Raw genomic sequence first — 18,602 nt, 5'->3', positions numbered from 1 at the left:
GTCCATGGAACTCAAGATATTCCGCTCTACCTGGGGCGCCCAAGGCGATATGGCTGCCACCGTGGCCCAGCTGCGCGAAGCCGGCTGCGCGGGCCTGGAAGCCCGCCTGCCCATGGATGCGCCAGCACGGCGCCTGCTGCGCGACAGCCTGCAGGCCGATGCTCTGGCCTACATCGCAACCGTGTTCAGCGGCGCCGACGTGATTCCGCGCCAGCAGGATGGCCCCGAGGTGCATTTGCAGCACCTGGCGCGGGCCTTCGACGCCGCCACTGAGCTGGCTCCACGTTTCGTCAACCTGCTGGCCGGCAACGACCGTTGGCCGTTGGCCGCGCAGGTAGATTTTCTGGGCCGTGCGCAAGCCCTGGCCGATGCGGCGGGCGTGGCCTGCACTTTTGAAACCCACCGCGCGAGCTCGCTGTACAGCCCCTGGGTCACGCTGGACATTGTTCGCCAGCTGCCGCAGCTGCAGTACACCGCCGATATCAGCCACTGGGTGGTGGTCTGTGAGCGCCTTCTGGACGATCCACTGGACGACCTGACCCCGTTCCTGGAGCGTGTCCACCACATCCAGGCCCGCGTGGCCTATGCCCAGGGGCCACAGGTGCCCGATCCGGCCGCACCCGAATACACCGCCGAGCTGGCGTTTCACCAGCGTGTCTGGGAATCGGTGTGGGCGCTGCATCTGCGCAAGGGCTACGCCACCACCACGCTGACCCCTGAGTTTGGTCCCGACGGTTATATGCATTTGCTGCCCTACACCTGCAGCCCGGTGGCCGACCTGTGGTCGGTCAACCGCTGGATGGCGCTGGAGGAGCGACGGCATTTCCAGCGCTGGTCGCAATACAACATTTCCCAACCCCCCACCACGGCAGGACTTTGAGCATGCAACCCGGACCACGTAATTTCACGGCCCTGCCCGTGATCAACATCAGCGGCCTCTACAGCGACAGCCTGGCCCAGCGCCAGACGGTGGCCGATGCCTTGGGCCAAGCCGCGCGCGATGTGGGCTTTTTCTACATCGTGGGCCACGACATCGATGCCAAGCTGATTGCCGGCCTGCGCGAGGCCAGCCGCACGCTGTTCGCCCAGCAGATGGAATGGAAGATGCGCTACTACATCGGCGAATCCTGGGGCCACAAAGGCTATGTGCCCGAGGGCGAAGAGGTGTATTCCAAAGGCCGGCCCGACCACAAGGAGGCCTTCGACATCGGCTTTGAAGCACCCGCCGACCACCCGCTGGTGCTGGCTGGCACGCCGCTGATCGGCAACAACAAATGGCCGGATCTGCCAGGCTTCAAGGCCGCCGTGGCCAGCTACTACGCCGCCGTGTTCGCCCTCGGCCGCCAGCTGTTCCGCGGCTTTGCCTTGTCGCTGGGCCAGCCGGAAGATTTCTTTGAGGCAATGGTCACCTGCCCACCCTCCAAGCTGCGGCTGATCCACTATCCGGTGGACACCGAGGCGGTCGATGCGCCCGGTATCGGCGCGCATACCGACTATGAATGTTTCACCCTGCTGCTCGCCGACCAGCCGGGCCTGGAAGTGATGAACGACCAGGGCGTCTGGGTGGATGCGCCGCCGTATTCCAAAGCGGCCGAAGAGGCCTTTGTCATCAACATCGGCGACATGCTGGAGGTGATGACCGCCGGTGCCTTCCCTGCCACCTCGCACCGCGTGCGCAAGGTGCAGCACGAGCGCTATTCCTTCCCGCTGTTCTTTGCCTGCGACTACCACACCCGCATCCGGCCGCTGCCGCAGTTTGCACGTGCGTCTGCCACCGCCAGCTACAGCGAGCTGTCGATTGGCGATCACATGTATTCGCAAGCCCAGCAAACCTATACCTACCTCAAGCGCAAGGTGGAGGCCGGTGAAATCGCCTTGCCCGACGGCGCCTTGAAGCCCAATAGCTTTGGCCACCTGAAGTCCCAGGCCACGGCCTGAACCCTGTTTCCGTTTCCCTTGTTTGTCCACCCACCCCAGGAGTTAAGCACCATGATGAAAACCATCCGCACCGCATCCCTCAACCGCAGCCTGCTGGCTGTTGCCCTGGCGGCCTTGCTGCCGGTGGCTGCATTCGCCCAAACCATGGTGCCCGGCCAGATCAAGGTCGGCATGGAGATCACCTACCCGCCGTTCGAATCCTGGCAGGGCGACAAGGTCGTCGGCTTTGACCCCGATGTGGCCGAGATGCTGGGCCGCGTCATCAAGGCCAAGCCGGCTTTTGTGGACACCAAGTTCCCCAGCCTGATCCTGGGCCTGGGTAGCGGCCAGTTTGATACCGTGATCTCCGGCATGTACATCACCCCTGAGCGCACTGCCCAGGCCGATGCCATTGCCTATGCGCGTACCGGCGCCTCCATCATGGTCGCCAAAGACGGTGGCGTGACCCCCAAGACCGAGCAGGATTTGTGCGGCATGAAGGTTGGCCTGCAGGCCGGCACCAGCTGGGTCAAAGCCCTGGCAAAGCTGTCTACCGAGTACTGCGTACCCAATGGCAAACCCGCCGTAGCCGTGAGCGAATTCCCCACCGCCCCCGAGGCATCGCAAGCCCTGCTGTCCAAGAATATCCAGGCCCAGCTGGAAATTGCCGGTGCCGCCAAGATGCTGGCCGAGCGCAGCAAGGGCCGCATCGTGGTCAGCTCGCCGGCCCTGGTGTATCCGCAAACCCTGGGCATTTACGTGAAGAAGGGCAACACCGCGCTGTACCAGGCGATGGAGAAGGCCCTGGCCGCCGCGCAAGCGAACGGCGAATACGCAGCCCTGATCGCCAAGTACGAGCTTGAGCCCGTGGCAGCAAAGTAAGCACACCCCCAGGCTGCAGAGCTTCGCTTCTTTCGCCAACCCCCTTGCAGGGGGCGATACCAGTGGCCCGGCTAAGCCGGTTCCACGGTATCTCTGGAAGGGGTGGCGTTTCGCACCTGGGTTTGCTGCTGATTAAGAAAATGAGAGGCGTAGTGTTGCTGCGCCCCTTCTAGAGTTTTTGCCTGCTGGAGCATCCGCATGGATTTAGATTGGTCGTATTTCTGGTCCTTGTTTTCCATGGGGATTTTCTGGCGGGCCTGCGTGACCGTGGTGCAGCTGGGCTCGCTGGCCTGGGGGCTGGGCCTGGTGCTGGGCTTCTTTCTGGCCTGCGCGCGCATTTCCACAACCCGCTGGATCAGCGCGTTGGCGGGGGCTTACATCTGGCTGTTCCGCAGCGTGCCCTTGCTGGTGCTGGTGGTGTTTGTGTTCAACCTGCCGCAGATCTTTCCCGCGAGCCGCAGCGTGATAGGCGAGCCCTTCTTTGCCGGCCTGGTCGCCATGGTGCTGACCGAGGCCGCCTACATGGCCGAAATCCACCGCGGCGGCCTGCTGTCGGTGGCGCGCGGCCAGCGCGAGGCGGGCAGGGCGCTGGCCTTTGGTCGCTTTGGCGCTATGCGCCTGATCGTGGTGCCGCAGGCGTTTCGCATTGCGTTGCCCACGCTGATCAACGAATTCGTCACCATCATCAAGCTGACCTCGCTGGTGTCGGTGATCTCGCTGCCCGAGCTGCTGATGACCGGTCTGCGCTTGTATTCGCAGAATTTTCTGGTGATGGAAACCCTGCTGGGTGTGGCGGTGTACTACGTGATGCTGGTGACCATCTTCAGCACGCTGCTGGGCTGGCTGGAAAAGCGCCTGGACCTGCAACTGCGTCGCCCGACCACCTTGGACGATGCAGCTTGCGCCGCCCTGCGCAACAGCCTGGGCGGCCCGGCGGCGCTACACCCGGTGGTGGCTGCACCCGGCCAGCCCGCTGCGCTGGAGCTGCGCAATATCCATAAAGCCTATGGCGCCCACCAGGTGCTCAAAGGCGTGAACCTGAAGGTCGGCGCGGGCGAGGTGATCTCCATCATCGGCCCTTCGGGCTCGGGCAAGACCTCGCTGATCCGCACCATCAATGCGCTGGAGAAGATCGACCAGGGCGAGGTCATTCTGTTTGGCGAGAGCTATATCCACGCCAACGAGTCGCTGGACAGCAGCCGGGTGCGTAACGGCGTGCGCCGCATCGGCATGGCCTTCCAGAGCTTCAACCTGTTCCCGCACCTGAGCGTGCTGGACAACGTGCTGCTGGCGCCGCGCTACCACGGCCAGTCAGCCGATGCCAGGCTGCGCCAGACCCAGGCCCAGCAGTTGCTTGACAAGGTCGGCCTGCTGGCGCACCAGCACAAGTACCCGCACCAGCTGTCCGGCGGCCAGCAGCAGCGCGTGGCGATTGCCCGCGCGCTGGCCATGGCGCCCGATGTGATGCTGTTCGACGAGCCGACTTCGGCCCTCGACCCGGAGCTGGTCGGCGAAGTGCTGAAGGTGATCCAGGACCTGGCGCAAGAGGGCATGACCATGGTGATCGTGACCCACGAGATGGACTTCGCGCTGGCTATCTCTGACCGCGTGCTGTTCATGGAAAACGGCCTGATCCAGCTCGACGCTGCGCCACAGCAGATACAACAACCCGACGCGCCCGATGCCACCACCCAGCGTGTCCGTCGCTTCATGGGACTGGAATCTTGATATGACGACTACTGCTGACGAAGCCACCCTGCGCCGCGACCTGGCGGCCGCCTACCGCCTGGCCGCGCTGTTCGGCTGGGACGACACGCTGTACACCCATTTCTCGGTGCGCTTGCCGCGTGCGGCCGGTGCGGCACCGGAAGACGACCGCTTTCTGATCAACCCCTTCGGCCTGCTGTTCGAGGAAGTCCGGGCCAGCGACCTGCTGGTGGTGGACATGCGCGGCCGCGTGGTGTCGGGCAGTGCCGACTACAACGTGGCAGGGTTCACCATCCACAGTGCCGTGCACATGGCGCGCGACGACGCCCACTGCGTGCTGCACACCCATACCCTGTCGGGCATGGCGGTGGCGGCCTGCGAGGGTGGGCTGCTGCAGTTGAACCAGATCAGCACCGAGTTTTACCAGCGCGTCGGCGTGCATGCCTACGAGGGCGTGGCGTTTGACCTGGGAGAGCGCGAACGCATCCAGCAGTCGCTGGGCGCGAACATCGCCTTGCTGCTGCGCCACCACGGCTTGCTGTCGGTAGGTGCCAGTGTGGCCGACGCCTTCTGCATCATGTTCTACCTGAACCGCGCCTGCGAGATCCAGATGGCGGCCAGCCAGATGGCCGCCACCGCCGGGCCGGTCACAGCGATCCCCGCGCACCTGAGCCAGCATGCTTGCGAGCAGCTGCAAAGCGTGGAGCACGAACGCCAGATACTCTGGCAGGCTTGGCTGCGCCGCCTGGACCGCATCGACCCTTCTTACCGCGATTGACCTCTGATTTCTATGCCGACTCTGCTGCTCTGTAGTGCCACCGATGACCTGAGCGACCTGTACCCGCTCTTCCGCGACGAGGCCGCGCGCCGCATGCCCGGCCTGCAGGTACGCCTGTGGCCCGATATGCCCGACCCCGCCGATGTAGAGGCCGTGGCCGGCTGGTATCCGCCGGCCGGACTGATGCAGACCCTGCCGAACCTGCGCCTGGCCTCGTCGATTGCCGCGGGTGTCGACCATGTGCTCGGCCCGGCCCAGCCGCGCCCCGAGGTGCCGGTATGCCGCATCGTCGATCCCGGTCTGGCCGCCGGCATGGCCGAATACGTGCTGTGGGCCGTGCTGTACTACCACCGCGCGCTGGACCAGGCAGTCCAGCAGCAGGCGCAGCGCGTGTGGAAGATGCCAGTACAAAAAGCCGCTCCGCAAACCCATGTCGGTCTGATGGGCCTGGGCGCGCTGGGCAGCCACCTGGCCCGCGTGCTGCGCGCCCAGGGCTTTGCCGTCAGCGGCTGGTCGCGTTCGGCCCACGCCATCGACGGCGTGACCACCTATGCGGGGCCAGAGGCGCTGAATGACTTTCTGCGCGCGCCCGATGTGCTGGTGTGTCTGCTGCCGTTGACCGATGCGACCCGCGGCATATTGAACCGCCGGCTATTCGCCAGCATGAAGCCGGGCGCGGCCCTGGTGCATTGCGGCCGGGGCGAGCATCTGGTGGTCGATGACCTGCTGCAGGCGCTGGACCAGGGCAGTCTGCGCGGCGCGGTGCTGGATGTGTTTGCCCAGGAACCTTTGCCTGCCGCCAGCCCGCTGTGGGCGCACCCGCGTGTGGTGGTCACGCCGCACATGGCTTCGGGCGCGCAGCCCGCAGTCATCGTCGGCCAGATCCTCGACAACCTGCAGCGCGTGCGCAGCGGCCAGCCGGTGCTGAACACGGTGGACCGCAGCGCCGGCTACTGAGTTTGTTGGCTTAGCCGTAGAGCCAGGCCACAAACGCCATCACGGCCGACACCGTCACCAAGGCCAGCAGGGTGGACACCGCCACGCTGGCGGTGATCAGCTGCTGCTTCACCTGGTAGCGCTGGGCGAACAGGAACACGTTCGCGCCCATGGGCAGGGACGCGGCCACCACCATCACGGTCAGCGGCAGGCCGCCCAGGCCCAGCAGCCAGCCGATGGCGACCACCAGCAGCGGGTGCAGCAGGTTCTTCACCAGGGCCAGGCCCATGGCGCCGCGCAGGTGTGGGCCGATGCGGTTCTGCGCCAGGGTCACGCCCACCATCACCAGTGCCAGCGGGCCAAAGGCCTGGCCCAGCAGCATCAGCGGCGTGTCGACTACCGCCGGGATGGCCCAGCCGGTCTGCGCGAACAGCAGGCCCGCCAGGATGGGAATCGGCACCGGGTGGATCACTGCGTTGCGCACCGCCTGCCAGACCAGTAGGGCGACGTGGCGGCGCGGGCCGCCGCTCTGGGCTTCCTCGTGGGCCACGGCCAGCTCTACAGATACGGTGGCCATGGTCAGCAGCACCAGGGCGTGCAAGGCCACCAGGGTCAGCAGCGTCACCATGCCGGGCGCGCCGTAGGCCAGGCCGATCAAGGGGATGCCGATCATGGCCGAGTTGCTATAGGTATTGGCCATGCCCAGCACTGCGGCCGTGCGGTTGAAGCCGCGGACCAGCAGCGTGCCCGCAAAGATCAGGCCGGCAGCCAGAAAGTACGCGGCCACCGGTTTCAGGTTCAGCTCTTCCACATGCACCTGGCTCATGGCCCGGAACAGCAGGGCCGGCGACAGCAGCAGGAACACCAGGTTCGACAGGTCTTTGACCGAGCCCGCGCCAATCCACTGGCGGTGGCCGGCCAGCCAGCCCAGGCTGATCAGCAGCACCACCGGCAACAGGGAGGAAAGGATGAGGTGGTTCACAAGCGGGTCCGCGGGGTTGCGTGTGGCCGCAGTGTAAACAGCCTCTCGGCTGCGGGTCGTGTGTGATTTGCTACTAAAAAAGTAGCTGCTTGCGCAGGAGGAATATGCGCCAGAGCCATTATTTTCATAAATTTCGGTGCCGCATGGCGGTGCTTCTGGCCGCGCAGTTGGCCGATTTCCGCATATGCACATGCGGATTTATTATTTGTAAATGGCATGCTAAATGCGTCATGATTCATTATTTGGATAATACGAGCGATGGAATTCCGACAACTTGAGGCCTTTGCCGCGGTCATGTCCACCGGCAGCATTACTGCTGCGGCCCAGCTGTTGGCGCGTTCCCAGCCGGCGGTGACGCGCTTGGTGCAAGAACTCGAGGCCGAGATCGGCTATGCACTGTTTTCGCGCAACGGCCCGCGGGTTACGCCCAGCGAGCAGGGCTTTTTGCTGTACGAAGACGTGGAGCGTGCCCTGGGCGGCCTGCGCCAGATCCACCAGCGAGCCGCAGAAATCGCCCGCGGCGATGCCCAGCCGCTGCTGCTGGCCGCCACCTCGGCCCTGTCGGTCGGGCTGCTGCCGCAGGCGCTGAAGCGCGTCGAGACGCAGACCGGCGCGGCTCCGATCCAGCTGCGCACCGCCTCGCCCGAGCAGGTGGTGCATGCCGTGCTGACCGGCGCGGTGCAGCTGGGCGCCAGCAGCCTGCCGCTGGAACACCGTGGCCTGGACGTGCACTGGATCGCCCAGCTGCCCTGCGTGGCCGTGCTGGCGCAGGACGACCCGTTGGCCGTCCATGCCACCGTGCCGCTGGCGGCGCTGGCCCAGCGCCGCATCATCACCATGAGCAACCCGTTTCGCCTGCGGCACCGGCTGGACGCCGTGCTGGCGCGTGCCGGTCGGCCACCCGAGCAGCGGGCCGCGCTGATCGAAACCAATTCCTCGATGAACGCCCAGGCCCTGGTGCGCGCCGGGCTGGGCGTGGCCGTGCTGGAGCCGCTGACAGCCCACGGCGCGCCATTGGATGGTGTGGTGGTGCGGCCCATCGACGTGGATATCCCGTTTTTCTTTGGCGTGATCACGCCCCAGTCCCGGCCGCTGACCGCCGCCGTGCAGGCCGTAATCGACGCGCTGCTAGCCGTGGCCTCCGCGCTGCCCGGCTTTGTGCAGCACGACGCCTCCAACCACGCGGCCCTGCTGCAAGCCATTTACGGCGACGAGGCCGGAGCGCAAAAAGTTTCCCGAAAGGTGTCCCGATGAATTCCCGCTCTCCCGACCTGGCCGCTGCCACCGGCCTGCCCGCGCTGGAAGCCCGCCTGCGCCAGGACCTGCAGTGGCTGGGCCTGCCCGCGCGCCGCTGGGTGCCGCAGCGCAGCTGGGACGGCGCGCCGGTGCTGGACGTGGCCATCGTCGGCGGCGGCATGGCTGGCCTGGCGCTGGCCGCTTCGCTCAACCACCTGGGCGTGCAAGCCCGTATCTTCGACCGCGCGCCTGCGGGCTTTGAAGGCCCGTGGGCCACCACGGCGCGCATGGAAACCCTGCGCTCGCCCAAGGAGCTGACCGGCCCAGCCTTGGGCCTGCCGGCGCTGACCTTCCGCGCCTGGTTCGAAGCCCAGTTTGGCCTGGCCGCCTGGGACGCGCTGGACAAAGTTCCGCGCCTGCAATGGGCCGAGTACCTGCGCTGGTACCGCCAGGTGCTGGCCCTGGACGTGCGCAACCAGCAGCAGGTGCTGGCCGTGCGCCCGCGTGCCGACGGCCTGGTGCAGCTGGACCTGGCCGATGGCACGCGTGACGGTGCTGCCTACCAGGTGCTGGCCCGCCACGCGGTGCTGGCCACCGGCCGCGACGGCCTGGGCGGCCCCTGGGTGCCCGACTGGGCGCAGGCTTTGCCGCGCGCGGCCTGGGGCCATTCGGCCGAGAACTGGGATGCGGCGACCCTGGCCGGCAAGCGCGTGGCCGTGGTCGGCGGCGGCGCATCCGCCATGGACAGCGCGGCCACTGCGCTGGAAGCCGGTGCCGCCCGCGTCGACCTGCTGGTCCGCCGGGCCGAGCTGCCGCGCATCAACAAGGGCAAGGGTGCTGGCAGCCCGGGCATGGCCCACGGCTTCCAGGTGCTGCCCGACGACTGGAAATGGCGCATCCGCCACTACATCAATGTGCAGCAGGTGCCGCCGCCGCAGGGCAGTACGCTGCGCGTGTCGCGCCACGCGAATGCCCACTTCCACCTGGGGGCGGCGGTGCAGTCGGCGGCGCTGCGGCCCGACGGCGCACTGCGCCTGGAAACCGCCAAGGGGCCTATCGCCGCCGACTTCGTGATCTTCTGCACCGGCTTCCGCAGCCACTGGGACCTGCGCCCCGAGTTCGCCGCCTTCGCGCCCCAGGTGCGGCTGTGGCAAGACCGCTACCAGCCCGCTGCCGGCCAGGCCGATGGCGAGCTGGCCGAGTCGCCCGACCTGGGGCCGCTGTTCGAGTTCCAGGAAAAGACCCCCGGCGCCTGCCCGGGCCTGGAGCGCGTGCACTGCTTCTGCTACCCGTCGGCGCTGACGCACGGCGCGGTGTCTGGCGACATTCCGCAGATCAGCGACGGCGCCAAGCGCCTGGCCCAGGGTCTGGCGGGCAAGCTGTTCAGCGACGACGTAGCCCTGCATTTCACCGCGATGGAAAACTACGCCGAACCCGAGCTGGTGGGCGACGAGTGGACGCCCGCCGAATTTCCGGCTTACGAGGAGCGGACATGACCGGCTGGCTGTTGCGCCGCATCGGACAGGCTGCGCTGGTGGTGCTGGCGATGACCATCATTGTTTTCGTCGGCCTGCACGCCATCGGCAACCCGGTGGACATCCTGATCGGCGACGACCTGAACCAGCAGGAGCGCCTGGCCGCCATCGCCCGCCTGGGCCTGGACCAGCCGCTGTGGCAGCAGTATTTCGCCTTTGCCAAAGGCGCGCTCAGCGGCAACCTGGGCAAGAGCTTTGTCTACCAGGAAGACGCGGTGCGGCTGATCTTGCAGCGCCTGCCGGCGACGTTGGAGCTGGCGGTGTCGGCGCTGCTGCTGGCCGTACTGCTGGGTGTGCCCATGGGCCTGTTCGCCGGCATGAAGCCCGACCACGCGCTGTCCAAGGCCTTGATGGCGACCAGCATCGTTGGCTTCTCGCTACCGGCCTTCTGGGTGGCGCTGATGCTGATCATGCTGTTCAGCGTGCAGCTGGGCTGGCTGCCGGCCAGCGGCCGCGGTGAGACGCGTGTGTTCCTGGGCATTGCCTGGTCCTGGCTGACGCTGGATGGCCTGCAGCACCTGGTACTACCCGCGTTCAACCTGGCGCTGTTCAAGATTTCGCTGGTGCTGCGCTTGACCCGGGCCGGCGTACGCGAGGTGCTGCCGCAGGACTTTGTGAAGTTCGCCCGCGCCAAGGGCTTGTCGCCGCTGCGGGTGATGCTGGCCCATGTGCTGCGCAACACCTTGATTCCGCTGGTGACGGTGCTGGGCCTGGAGCTGGGCTCGACCATCGCCTACGCAGTAGTCACCGAAACCATCTTCGCCTGGCCGGGCGCCGGCAAGCTGATTCTGGACAGCATCAACTCGCTGGACCGCCCGGTGGTGGTGGCCTACCTGATGGTGGTCGTCGTCCTGTTTGTCTGTATCAACCTGGTGGTGGACTTGCTCTACCGCCTGCTCGACCCGCGTGCGCGGCTGGAAGGTGCCAAATGAAGCCGGCGCGTAATTTTGACGAGCGCTCCATCTGGTGGCGCGTGGCTACCGATTTCGCGCAATCGCGCATCGCCCTGGGCGGCTTGGCGGTGCTGGCCCTGGTGCTGCTGGCAGCGCTCTGCGCGCCCTGGATCACGCCGCAGAACCCGTATGACCTGATGCAGCTGGACGTGATGGACGCACGCCTGCATCCGGGCACGGCCAACGGCCTGGGTAGCTTCACCTACTGGCTAGGCACCGACGGCCAGGGCCGCGACCTGTACTCGGCCATCGTCTACGGCCTGCGCATCAGCCTGCTGGTGGGCATAGGCTCGGCGCTGATCGCCGGCATCCTGGGCACCCTGGTGGGCCTGCTGGCCGCCTATGCCGGCGGCAAGGTCGATGCGCTGCTGATGCGCCTGGTCGACTTGCTGCTGTCCTTCCCCACCATCCTCATGGCCTTGATGATCCTGGCCTATGTGGGCAAGGGCGTGGGCAATGTGATCCTGACCCTGGTGCTGCTGGAATGGGCCTACTACGCGCGCACCGCCCGCGGCCAGGCACTGGTAGAGGGCCGGCGCGACTATGTGGAAGCCGCCCGCGGCCAGGGCATCCCGGCCTGGCGCATCGCCATCGGCCATGTGCTGCCCAACTGCATGCCGCCGCTGATGGTGATTGGAGCGCTGCAGGTGGCGCGCGCCATCACGCTGGAGGCCACGCTGTCCTTTCTGGGCCTGGGCGTGCCGATCACTGAGCCCTCGCTGGGCCTGCTGATTTCCAACGGCTACCAGTACCTGCTGTCGAACGAATACTGGATCAGCTTCTTCCCCGGCGTGGCGCTGCTGGCCACCATCGTGGCGATCAACCTCGTGGGCGATCAATTACGCGACGTACTCAATCCAAGGTTGCAGAAATGAATACCTCCGCAACATCAACCGCCGAAGTCCCGCTGCTGGAAGTGCGCGGCCTGCGCACCCAGTTCAACACCCGCGCCGGCGTGCTGCCGGTGGTCGATGGCGTGTCGTTCACGCTGGGCCGTGGCAAGGTGCTGGGTCTGGTCGGTGAATCTGGTTCGGGCAAATCTGTCACCGGTTTTTCTATCATGGGCCTGGTCGATGCGCCGGGCAAGGTAGTAGGCGGCGAGGTGCTGTTCAAGGGCCAGGACCTGACGCAGATGCAGCCCTCGGCCCTGCGCCAGCTGCAGGGCGACCGCATCGCCATGATCTTCCAGGACCCGATGGCCACGCTGAACCCGGTGCTGCGTGTGGACACGCAGATGGTCGAGGCGGTGCGCGCCCACCGCAAGGTCTCGCACGCCCAGGCCTGGAACCATGCGCGCGACACCCTGGGCTTGATGGGCATCGCTAGCCCGGAGGACCGGCTGCGCGCCTATCCGCACCAGCTGTCGGGCGGCATGCGCCAGCGGGTGGCGATTGCGATTGCCATGCTGCACGGGCCGGACCTGATCATTGCCGACGAGCCCACCACAGCGCTGGACGTGACCATCCAGGCGCAAATCCTGTCCGAGGTGCAAAAGCTGGTGCGCGAGCGCGGCACCTCGCTGGTCTGGATCAGCCACGACTTGTCTGTCGTGGCCGGCCTGGCCGACGAGATCGCGGTGATGTACGCCGGGCGCATCGTCGAGCATGGCTCGGTGGACGACGTACTCGACCACCCGCAGCACCCCTACACCCAGGGCCTGATCGGCAGCCTGCCCAGCGCGAATCGGCGCGGCGCGCGGCTCAAGCAGATTCCCGGCATGGCACCCAGCCTGCTGGACATGCCCACGGGCTGCGCGTTTGCGCCGCGCTGCGCCCGCGCGTCCAGCGCCTGTGCCGTGCCGCCCGGTTTGACGCAGCCACGCGCACAGCAGACCGGCCACCAGGTGCGCTGTTTTCACCCCGGGGCCGTGGCCCCCGCCAAGGAGTTTGCATGAGTGCCGTGTCTGTGGAAGCAACCCCGCTGGTCGAGTTGCGCGGTGTGGCCAAGCGCTTTGGCGCGGCACCGCCGCCCGGCCCGGTCGGCCGCGCCTTGCGCACGCTGGGCCTGACCCAGCCGCCGGTGGTTACGCATGCGCTGGACGGTGTGGACCTGGCGGTACGGCCCGGGGAGGTGATCGGCCTGGTGGGCGAATCCGGTTGCGGCAAGTCGACCCTGGGCCGCATCGCCGCCGATCTTCTGGCGCCGACCGAAGGCGAGGTCTGGGTCGGCGGCACACCGCTGGCGCAGCAAACACCGGCCCAGCGCCTGGCCGCGCGCTTGCGCATCCAGATGGTGTTCCAGGACCCGTTCGCCAGCCTGAACCCGCGCCTGCGCATCTCCCGCATCGTCGGCGAGGCGGCGCTGCTGCACGGTCTGACCGATGCTGCCGGCTATGACGACTATGTGTGCGCCCAGCTGCAGCGGGCCGGCCTTGACCCGGCGCTGCGGCACCGCTACCCGCACCAGTTCAGCGGCGGCCAGCGCCAGCGCATCGGCATTGCACGCGCGCTGTCGGTGCAGCCCGGCCTGCTGGTCTGCGACGAAGCGGTGGCTGCGCTCGACGTGTCCATCCAGGCGCAGATCCTGAACCTGTTCATGGACCTGCGCGATCAGCTGGGCCTGACCTATTTGTTTATCAGCCACGACCTGGGCGTGGTTGAGCATGTGTGCGACCGGGTGGTGGTGATGTACCTGGGCCGGGTGGTGGAGAGCGCGCCGGTCGAAGAGCTGTTCGCCCGCGCCCACCACCCCTATACCCGCGCACTGCTGGCCGAGATTCCGCGCATCGATGCGCGCCGCACCCGCTTCAGCGCGCTGCGTGGCGAGATCCCCAGCCCGATTGCGCCGCCCCCGGGCTGCCACTTTCACCCACGTTGTCCGCAGGCCATGCCGCGCTGCCGCACCGAGGTGCCGCGCCTGCGTGGCATCGCGATCAACCACCAAAGCGCCTGTCATTTGGATGACGACGCGGCCTGACCTTTCTCTACTTTTTACCTGAAGGATTGCCATGCACCCCCTGAAGCTTTCTCCCTTGTTCGCCGCTGCCTTGCTGGCCGTGGGCGTGTCGGCCTCGGCCCAGACCTTGTCCATCGGCTTTGCCGACCCGATCTCGTCCGCCGACCCCGAGCTGAACAACCACGCGGGCGACCGTTCGCTGGCCTTGCATTTCTGGGACTCGATCATCAGCTCGCGCGACGGTGGCAAGCTGGAGCCGGCGCTGGCCAGTAGCTGGAAGTCGCTGGACGACAAGACCTGGGAATTCAAGCTGCGCACCGACATCAAGTGGCAGGATGGCACGCCGTTCAGCGCGGACGACATCCTGTTTTCGTTCCAGCGCGCACGCAATGTGCCGGGCAGCGTGGCCTCCTATGTGGGTGCGCTGCGCACGGTGGAATCGGTCACCGCCAAAGATGCCAGCACCGTCATCATCAAGACCAATACGCCGAATCCCAACCTGCCGCTGGAGATCGCTTCGGTCTATATCGTCAGCAAGCACATCGGTGAAAAGTCCAAGACCGAGGACTACAACGCCGGCCGCGCCATGGTCGGCACCGGGCCTTACAAGTTCATTTCCTATGTGCCGGGCGACCGCGCGGTGTTCGAGCGCAGCAGCAGCTACTACGGCCCCAAGGCCGCGTGGGAAAAGGTCAACTACCGCTACATCAACAACGGCTCGGCGCGCACTGCTGCGCTGCTGGCCGGCGATGTGGACGTGATCGACAAGGTGGCGGTGTCCGACGTGGAGCGCCTGAAGAAGACGGCCTCGGTCAGCGTCTACACCTACCCTGGTCTGCGCGTGCTGTTGTTGCAGCCCAGCTTCCGCCCCGGCACCAACGAGTTCATCACCGACAACGCCGGCAAGCCGCTGGAGAAGAACCCGCTGCAAGACCTGCGCGTGCGCCAGGCCTTGTCACTGGCGATCAACCGCAAGGCCATCGTCGACCGCATCCTGCAAGGCACGGTGACCGAGGCCAACCAGTGGATGCCCAAGGGCACCTTCGGCTACAACGCCGAGGTCAAGGACATCGCCTACAACCCCGAGCAGGCCAAGAAGCTACTGGCCGAGGCCGGCTTCCCGCAGGGCTTCCAGATCACCATCCATGTGCCCGGCGACCGCTATCCGCAAGCACCCGAGACCGCCCAGGCCGTGGCCCAGTTCTGGACCCGCATCGGGGTGAAGACCCAACTGCAGGTCGTGCCCTGGTCGGTGTATTCCGGCCGTGCCAACAAGAACGAATACGCCGTCACCGCGCTGGCCTGGGGCAATGGCACGGGCGAGGCGGGCTATGGTCTGTTGAACGCTTTTGCCAGTGCCGACCCCAAGCGTGGCCGTGGCGCTTCCAACTGGGGCCACTACAGCAATGAGTCGGTGGACAAGGCGCTGGACGCCGCCACCGTCGAGTTCGACGCCAAGCGCCGCGAAGCCATGCTGCGCCACTCGGTGAAGCTGGTGACCGACGACGTGGGCGCGATTCCGCTGTTCCACTACCAGAACATCTGGGCCGCCAAGAAGGGCCTGAAAGTGGTGCCGCTGCTGAGCGACCGCACCACCGCCATGCAGGTCAGCAAGCAGTAGGCCATGGCTGCGCTGTCGATAAGCCCGGCGGATGCGCTGATCGATGTGCCGCGGCGCATCGCGGTGCAAGGCCTGGTGGCGGGTGAAGAGATTCTTGTCTCCAGCCGCACGCTGCGCGGCCCGGGTGTTGCCTGGCTTGCCGAAGCCCGCTTCCGCGCCGATGCCGATGGCACGGTGGACCTGGCGCGCGATGCGCCGCTGTCGGGCAGCTACGCTGGTGTCTCCGCCATGGGCCTGGTCTGGTCGCAAGCGCCTGAAACAGCCGGTGCCTCGCGCGAGGTATTCGCGGCCGAACCGGGCGCCGCGTTGGAGACGTCTGTCCGCGTGCAGCGCAGCGACGGTAGCCAGCTGCAGGGCGGCTTCGTCCAGCGCCTGGCCGGCGAGGGCGTGACCCGGCGCGAGATCCGCGAGGAAGGCCTGGTCGGCACGCTGTACCTGCCGCCTGGCGCGGGGCCGCACCCGGCGGTGCTGGTGCTGAACGGCTCGGGCGGTGGCATCAACGAGCCGCGCGCTGCGCTCTATGCGTCGCACGGCTATGCGGCGCTGGCCCTGGGCTATTTCAAGGCACCGGGCTTGCCGGACTACATCTCGAACACGCCGCTCGAATACTTCGAGAAAGCCCTGTACTGGATGCACCGCCGGCTGCGGCCCGCGCAGGGCTTTGTGGCCCTGAGCGGCCAGTCGCGCGGTGGTGAACTGGTACTGCTGCTGGGTTCGCTGTTCCCTGAGTCGGTGTCGGCCGTCATTGGCTATGTGCCGGGCGCCGTGGTGCACAGCGCGCAGAACGCCTGCGACCCGACCACGGGGCGCGATGGCCCGGCCTGGATCTACCGCGGCCAGCCACTGCCGCACTTGTGGGAAAACAACCGCACCGCGACCTGGGCACCGTGGGACGAAGGCCCGCAGCCACGCCGCCACGCGAACGCGCTGTTGACAGCGTTGCAGGACCCAGAGGCTGTCGAGCGTGCCCGTATCCGCGTAGAAAACATCCGCGGCCCGGTGCTGCTGTTGTCGGCCAGCGACGACGGCTCCTGGCCTTCCAGCCGCTATAGCCGCATGGTGGTGGAGCGGCTGGAACAGCACCAGCATCCACATGCGGTGGAGCACCTGGATTTCGCAGATGCCGGCCACTCCATTGTCTTCCCCTACGTGCCCACCACCCAGCTGGTCTACGCGCACCCGGTGTCGGGCCGCACCAGCACCAGCGGTGGTGCGCCTGCGCCAAACGCTCTTGCCGATGCGCAGTCCTGGCCGGCGGTGCTACGGTTTTTGAAGCATGCCGTGCAGATGCAATCTGCGCCAGAACCCGAAAACGCTTGAAGAATTGAATTCCCCCAGATTGGAGACACAGATGACTTTGACCACAAGCACCGCCGACGTGGTGGACAGCGTTGCCGCTTTGTCCAATGCCAGCGCGACCTACGCCGTGCGCCACCAGCGCGACAAGGTGGTGACTGCCACCCAGGGCAGCTACGACGGCTTGTTCGATCCCGCGCTGAGCGGCCCGACCCTGGCCGAACGCCTGCTGGCCGCGCACAGCATCGCTCGCCTGGCCGGCAGTGCGGTGCTGCTGGCGCATTACCTCGAACGTCTGGCAGCTTTGCCCGCCTTGACGCCCGCCCAGCAAGCCGCCATCGATGGTGAAGCGCCCAGCAGCGACCCGCGGCTGCAGGCCATCCTGACTTTCACCCGCACGCTGACCGAGCGCCCGGTGGACGGCGACCAGGCTGCCTTGTTGCAGCTACCGGCTGCCGGTTTGACTACACCCGAAGTGATTGCCCTGGCCCAGCTGGTGGCCTTCGTGGCCTACCAGTTGCGTGTGGTGGCTGGCCTGCAGGCGCTGGCGGCATTGGGTGACGATGGCGGTGCCGCGCCGGTTGAAGCGGCGGATGCACCTTTCGTGCATCCGGCGAATCTGCCCAAGCCCGGCGAGGTTTTGCGCGTGAACGGCTACACCAGCGAGACCTTGGGCTGGAAGGCCTGGCTGCCGGTGGTGGATCTGGAGCAGGCCACCGCGGCACAACTGGCGGTGCTGGAGGCCAGCCACCCCAAGGCCAAGACCAGCGACTACTACCGCGTGCTGGTGCACCAGCCGCGGATTCTGGAAGAGCGCTCTACCGTGTTCAACGCCATCATGTACGCGCCGGGCGGCCTGTCGCGCGCCGAGCGCGAGCTGGCCAGCGCCGTGGTGTCGCGCATCAATGGCTGCGTCTACTGCGCCTCAGTGCACGCCCAGCGCTTCGAGCAATTGGCCAAGCGCAATGACGTGATTTTTCAGGTGTTCACCGAGCCGCAGGGCGCGGGCACGAATGCTCGCGAACGCGCCATCGTCCAGGCTTCCATTGACCTGACCTTGCGCCCAGCGCAGTTCGGCGCAGCGCAGTTGCAGGCGGTGCGCGCCGCTGGCTTGTCGAACCTGGAAATTTTGGACCTGGTGCACGCCATCGCCATCTTCGCCTGGGCGAACCGGCTGATGCTGAACCTGGGCGAGGCGGTGTTTCCCGAGACGACTTAAGCCGCGTAGCCGAGCACGGCAAAGAAGTGGAAGGCCGTGCCGGCCGTCACAAAGCCGTGCCACACCGTATGGGCGTAGCGCACTTTGTTGTCCAGCATGAAGAACACCACGCCCAGGGTGTAGGCCAGGCCGCCGGCAACCAGCAGTGCCACGCCGGCCGAGGGCACGCGCTGCACCAGCGGCACGGCGGCGATCAGCACCAGCCATCCCATGGCCAGGTACAGGCCTGTGGACAGCCAGGGGTGCGACAGCCGGTTGAAGGCTTTCAGCAAGATGCCCATGGCGGCCATCGACCAGACCAGGCCAAACAGCGTCCAGCCCCAGGGGCCTTTGAGTGCGCCAAGTGCAAACGGCGTGTAGCTGCCGGCGATGAACAAATAGATGGCGCCGTGGTCCAGCTTCATGAAGACTTGTTTGCCGCGGCCTGCGGGCAGGGCGTGGTACAGCGTGGATGTTAGGTACAGCAGCACCATGGTGAAGGCAAACACGGCGGCACCGACCAGGCTGGCGACCGACAGTTCGCGGGCCGACAGAATCAGGAACGGGGTTCCGACGATGGCGGCCAGCAGGGCCACGCCGTGGCTCACGCTGTTGGCGATTTCTTCGCCAAGGGTTTGGGGGCGCTCAGTCATGGGCGAATTTTCG

General features: G+C 66.6%; 18 protein-coding genes. 15 read left to right on the top strand and 3 right to left on the bottom strand.

Features of this window, described 5'->3' with window-relative positions; all coding sequences use genetic code 11:
• Window positions 1-4 precede the first annotated feature (4 nt).
• Genes BLT66_RS16960 through BLT66_RS16950 form a run of 3 tightly spaced genes read left to right on the top strand, consistent with a single transcriptional unit; the run spans window position 5 to window position 2,799 of the window.
• Window positions 5-880, top strand: coding sequence for a sugar phosphate isomerase/epimerase family protein (locus tag BLT66_RS16960; RefSeq protein ID WP_092759270.1), 876 nt, complete (start codon window positions 5-7; stop codon window positions 878-880).
• 2 nt (window positions 881-882) lie between these two features.
• A complete protein-coding gene (locus BLT66_RS16955) occupies window positions 883-1,938 on the top strand; it encodes an isopenicillin N synthase family dioxygenase (protein ID WP_092759268.1) in 1,056 nt (351 codons plus the stop codon).
• A 51-nt stretch (window positions 1,939-1,989) separates the two neighbouring features.
• Window positions 1,990-2,799: a transporter substrate-binding domain-containing protein gene (locus BLT66_RS16950; RefSeq protein WP_255406969.1), complete on the top strand. Its 810-nt coding sequence runs from the start codon at window positions 1,990-1,992 to the stop codon at window positions 2,797-2,799.
• 71 nt (window positions 2,800-2,870) lie between these two features.
• Here the strand turns inward: BLT66_RS16950 and BLT66_RS26815 are convergent, their stop codons facing one another.
• Window positions 2,871-3,038: a hypothetical protein gene (locus BLT66_RS26815; protein ID WP_176955072.1), complete on the bottom strand. Its 168-nt coding sequence runs from the start codon at window positions 3,036-3,038 to the stop codon at window positions 2,871-2,873.
• Here BLT66_RS26815 and BLT66_RS27435 point away from each other — a divergent pair.
• Genes BLT66_RS27435 through BLT66_RS16935 form a run of 3 tightly spaced genes read left to right on the top strand, consistent with a single transcriptional unit; the run spans window position 2,998 to window position 6,241 of the window.
• A complete protein-coding gene (locus tag BLT66_RS27435) occupies window positions 2,998-4,527 on the top strand; it encodes an amino acid ABC transporter permease/ATP-binding protein (protein WP_092759266.1) in 1,530 nt (509 codons plus the stop codon). The genes BLT66_RS26815 and BLT66_RS27435 overlap by 41 nt on opposite strands.
• A 1-nt stretch (window position 4,528) precedes the next feature.
• On the top strand, window positions 4,529-5,284 hold the full coding sequence (locus BLT66_RS16940) for a class II aldolase/adducin family protein (RefSeq protein WP_092759264.1): 756 nt from the start codon (window positions 4,529-4,531) through the stop codon (window positions 5,282-5,284).
• A gap of 12 nt (window positions 5,285-5,296) precedes the next feature.
• Window positions 5,297-6,241, top strand: a complete 945-nt coding sequence (locus tag BLT66_RS16935) for a 2-hydroxyacid dehydrogenase (protein WP_092759262.1) — start codon at window positions 5,297-5,299, stop codon at window positions 6,239-6,241.
• A 10-nt stretch (window positions 6,242-6,251) separates the two neighbouring features.
• Here BLT66_RS16935 and BLT66_RS16930 read toward each other — a convergent pair whose 3' ends face one another.
• The gene (locus BLT66_RS16930) at window positions 6,252-7,202 is read right to left on the bottom strand and encodes an AEC family transporter (RefSeq protein ID WP_092759260.1); all 951 of its coding nucleotides are present in this window, start codon (window positions 7,200-7,202) and stop codon (window positions 6,252-6,254) included.
• A gap of 258 nt (window positions 7,203-7,460) precedes the next feature.
• On the opposite strand from BLT66_RS16930, the gene BLT66_RS16925 reads away from it, so the two are divergent.
• The 9 genes from BLT66_RS16925 to BLT66_RS26805 are packed head-to-tail and all read left to right on the top strand — an operon-like array spanning window position 7,461 to window position 17,957.
• The gene (locus BLT66_RS16925; RefSeq protein ID WP_092759258.1) at window positions 7,461-8,456 is read left to right on the top strand and encodes a LysR family transcriptional regulator; all 996 of its coding nucleotides are present in this window, start codon (window positions 7,461-7,463) and stop codon (window positions 8,454-8,456) included.
• Window positions 8,453-9,934, top strand: coding sequence for a SidA/IucD/PvdA family monooxygenase (locus BLT66_RS16920; RefSeq protein WP_092759256.1), 1,482 nt, complete (start codon window positions 8,453-8,455; stop codon window positions 9,932-9,934). Before BLT66_RS16925 ends, BLT66_RS16920 begins: the two co-directional genes overlap by 4 nt.
• Window positions 9,931-10,905: an ABC transporter permease gene (locus BLT66_RS16915; RefSeq protein WP_092759254.1), complete on the top strand. Its 975-nt coding sequence runs from the start codon at window positions 9,931-9,933 to the stop codon at window positions 10,903-10,905. Before BLT66_RS16920 ends, BLT66_RS16915 begins: the two co-directional genes overlap by 4 nt.
• Window positions 10,902-11,801: an ABC transporter permease gene (locus tag BLT66_RS16910; RefSeq protein ID WP_092759252.1), complete on the top strand. Its 900-nt coding sequence runs from the start codon at window positions 10,902-10,904 to the stop codon at window positions 11,799-11,801. Before BLT66_RS16915 ends, BLT66_RS16910 begins: the two co-directional genes overlap by 4 nt.
• Entirely contained in the window at window positions 11,798-12,820 is a 1,023-nt protein-coding gene (locus BLT66_RS16905; RefSeq protein ID WP_092759250.1) for an ABC transporter ATP-binding protein, read from the top strand. The genes BLT66_RS16910 and BLT66_RS16905 overlap by 4 nt, the downstream gene beginning before the upstream one ends.
• On the top strand, window positions 12,817-13,842 hold the full coding sequence (locus BLT66_RS16900) for an ABC transporter ATP-binding protein (RefSeq protein WP_092759248.1): 1,026 nt from the start codon (window positions 12,817-12,819) through the stop codon (window positions 13,840-13,842). The genes BLT66_RS16905 and BLT66_RS16900 overlap by 4 nt, the downstream gene beginning before the upstream one ends.
• Before the next feature lie 31 nt (window positions 13,843-13,873).
• Window positions 13,874-15,442: an ABC transporter substrate-binding protein gene (locus BLT66_RS16895; RefSeq protein WP_092759246.1), complete on the top strand. Its 1,569-nt coding sequence runs from the start codon at window positions 13,874-13,876 to the stop codon at window positions 15,440-15,442.
• A gap of 3 nt (window positions 15,443-15,445) precedes the next feature.
• Window positions 15,446-16,762 carry an acyl-CoA thioesterase/bile acid-CoA:amino acid N-acyltransferase family protein gene (locus BLT66_RS26810; protein WP_176955074.1) on the top strand — a complete coding sequence of 439 codons (1,317 nt, stop codon included), beginning with the start codon at window positions 15,446-15,448 and terminating at the stop codon, window positions 16,760-16,762.
• Between the two features lie 31 nt (window positions 16,763-16,793).
• Window positions 16,794-17,957 carry a CMD domain-containing protein gene (locus tag BLT66_RS26805; RefSeq protein ID WP_176955073.1) on the top strand — a complete coding sequence of 388 codons (1,164 nt, stop codon included), beginning with the start codon at window positions 16,794-16,796 and terminating at the stop codon, window positions 17,955-17,957.
• Here BLT66_RS26805 and BLT66_RS16885 read toward each other — a convergent pair.
• Entirely contained in the window at window positions 17,954-18,589 is a 636-nt protein-coding gene (locus tag BLT66_RS16885; protein WP_092759244.1) for a PAQR family membrane homeostasis protein TrhA, read from the bottom strand. The two genes, BLT66_RS26805 and BLT66_RS16885, sit on opposite strands and share 4 nt — an antisense overlap.
• Between the last annotated feature and the right edge of the window lie 13 nt (window positions 18,590-18,602).

This window comes from Rhodoferax sp. OV413 (genome assembly GCF_900104385.1).
GTDB lineage: Bacteria > Pseudomonadota > Gammaproteobacteria > Burkholderiales > Burkholderiaceae_C > Rhodoferax_B.
This window is presented reverse-complemented; position numbering and strand designations above follow the sequence as displayed.

What these genes read in the sequence shown, in the direction of transcription:
- BLT66_RS16885 (WP_092759244.1), bottom strand. Translation starts at nt 18,589, where the DNA reads ATGACTGAGCGCCCCCAAACCCTTGGCGAAGAAATCGCCAACAGCGTG.
- BLT66_RS26810 (WP_176955074.1), top strand. Translation starts at nt 15,446, where the DNA reads ATGGCTGCGCTGTCGATAAGCCCGGCGGATGCGCTGATCGATGTGCCG.
- BLT66_RS16935 (WP_092759262.1), top strand. Translation starts at nt 5,297, where the DNA reads ATGCCGACTCTGCTGCTCTGTAGTGCCACCGATGACCTGAGCGACCTG.
- BLT66_RS16900 (WP_092759248.1), top strand. Translation starts at nt 12,817, where the DNA reads ATGAGTGCCGTGTCTGTGGAAGCAACCCCGCTGGTCGAGTTGCGCGGT.
- BLT66_RS16960 (WP_092759270.1), top strand. Translation starts at nt 5, where the DNA reads ATGGAACTCAAGATATTCCGCTCTACCTGGGGCGCCCAAGGCGATATG.
- BLT66_RS16920 (WP_092759256.1), top strand. Translation starts at nt 8,453, where the DNA reads ATGAATTCCCGCTCTCCCGACCTGGCCGCTGCCACCGGCCTGCCCGCG.
- BLT66_RS16895 (WP_092759246.1), top strand. Translation starts at nt 13,874, where the DNA reads ATGCACCCCCTGAAGCTTTCTCCCTTGTTCGCCGCTGCCTTGCTGGCC.
- BLT66_RS16915 (WP_092759254.1), top strand. Translation starts at nt 9,931, where the DNA reads ATGACCGGCTGGCTGTTGCGCCGCATCGGACAGGCTGCGCTGGTGGTG.
- BLT66_RS16940 (WP_092759264.1), top strand. Translation starts at nt 4,529, where the DNA reads ATGACGACTACTGCTGACGAAGCCACCCTGCGCCGCGACCTGGCGGCC.
- BLT66_RS16910 (WP_092759252.1), top strand. Translation starts at nt 10,902, where the DNA reads ATGAAGCCGGCGCGTAATTTTGACGAGCGCTCCATCTGGTGGCGCGTG.
- BLT66_RS16955 (WP_092759268.1), top strand. Translation starts at nt 883, where the DNA reads ATGCAACCCGGACCACGTAATTTCACGGCCCTGCCCGTGATCAACATC.
- BLT66_RS16905 (WP_092759250.1), top strand. Translation starts at nt 11,798, where the DNA reads ATGAATACCTCCGCAACATCAACCGCCGAAGTCCCGCTGCTGGAAGTG.
- BLT66_RS16950 (WP_255406969.1), top strand. Translation starts at nt 1,990, where the DNA reads ATGATGAAAACCATCCGCACCGCATCCCTCAACCGCAGCCTGCTGGCT.
- BLT66_RS26805 (WP_176955073.1), top strand. Translation starts at nt 16,794, where the DNA reads ATGACTTTGACCACAAGCACCGCCGACGTGGTGGACAGCGTTGCCGCT.
- BLT66_RS16925 (WP_092759258.1), top strand. Translation starts at nt 7,461, where the DNA reads ATGGAATTCCGACAACTTGAGGCCTTTGCCGCGGTCATGTCCACCGGC.
- BLT66_RS27435 (WP_092759266.1), top strand. Translation starts at nt 2,998, where the DNA reads ATGGATTTAGATTGGTCGTATTTCTGGTCCTTGTTTTCCATGGGGATT.
- BLT66_RS26815 (WP_176955072.1), bottom strand. Translation starts at nt 3,038, where the DNA reads ATGGAAAACAAGGACCAGAAATACGACCAATCTAAATCCATGCGGATG.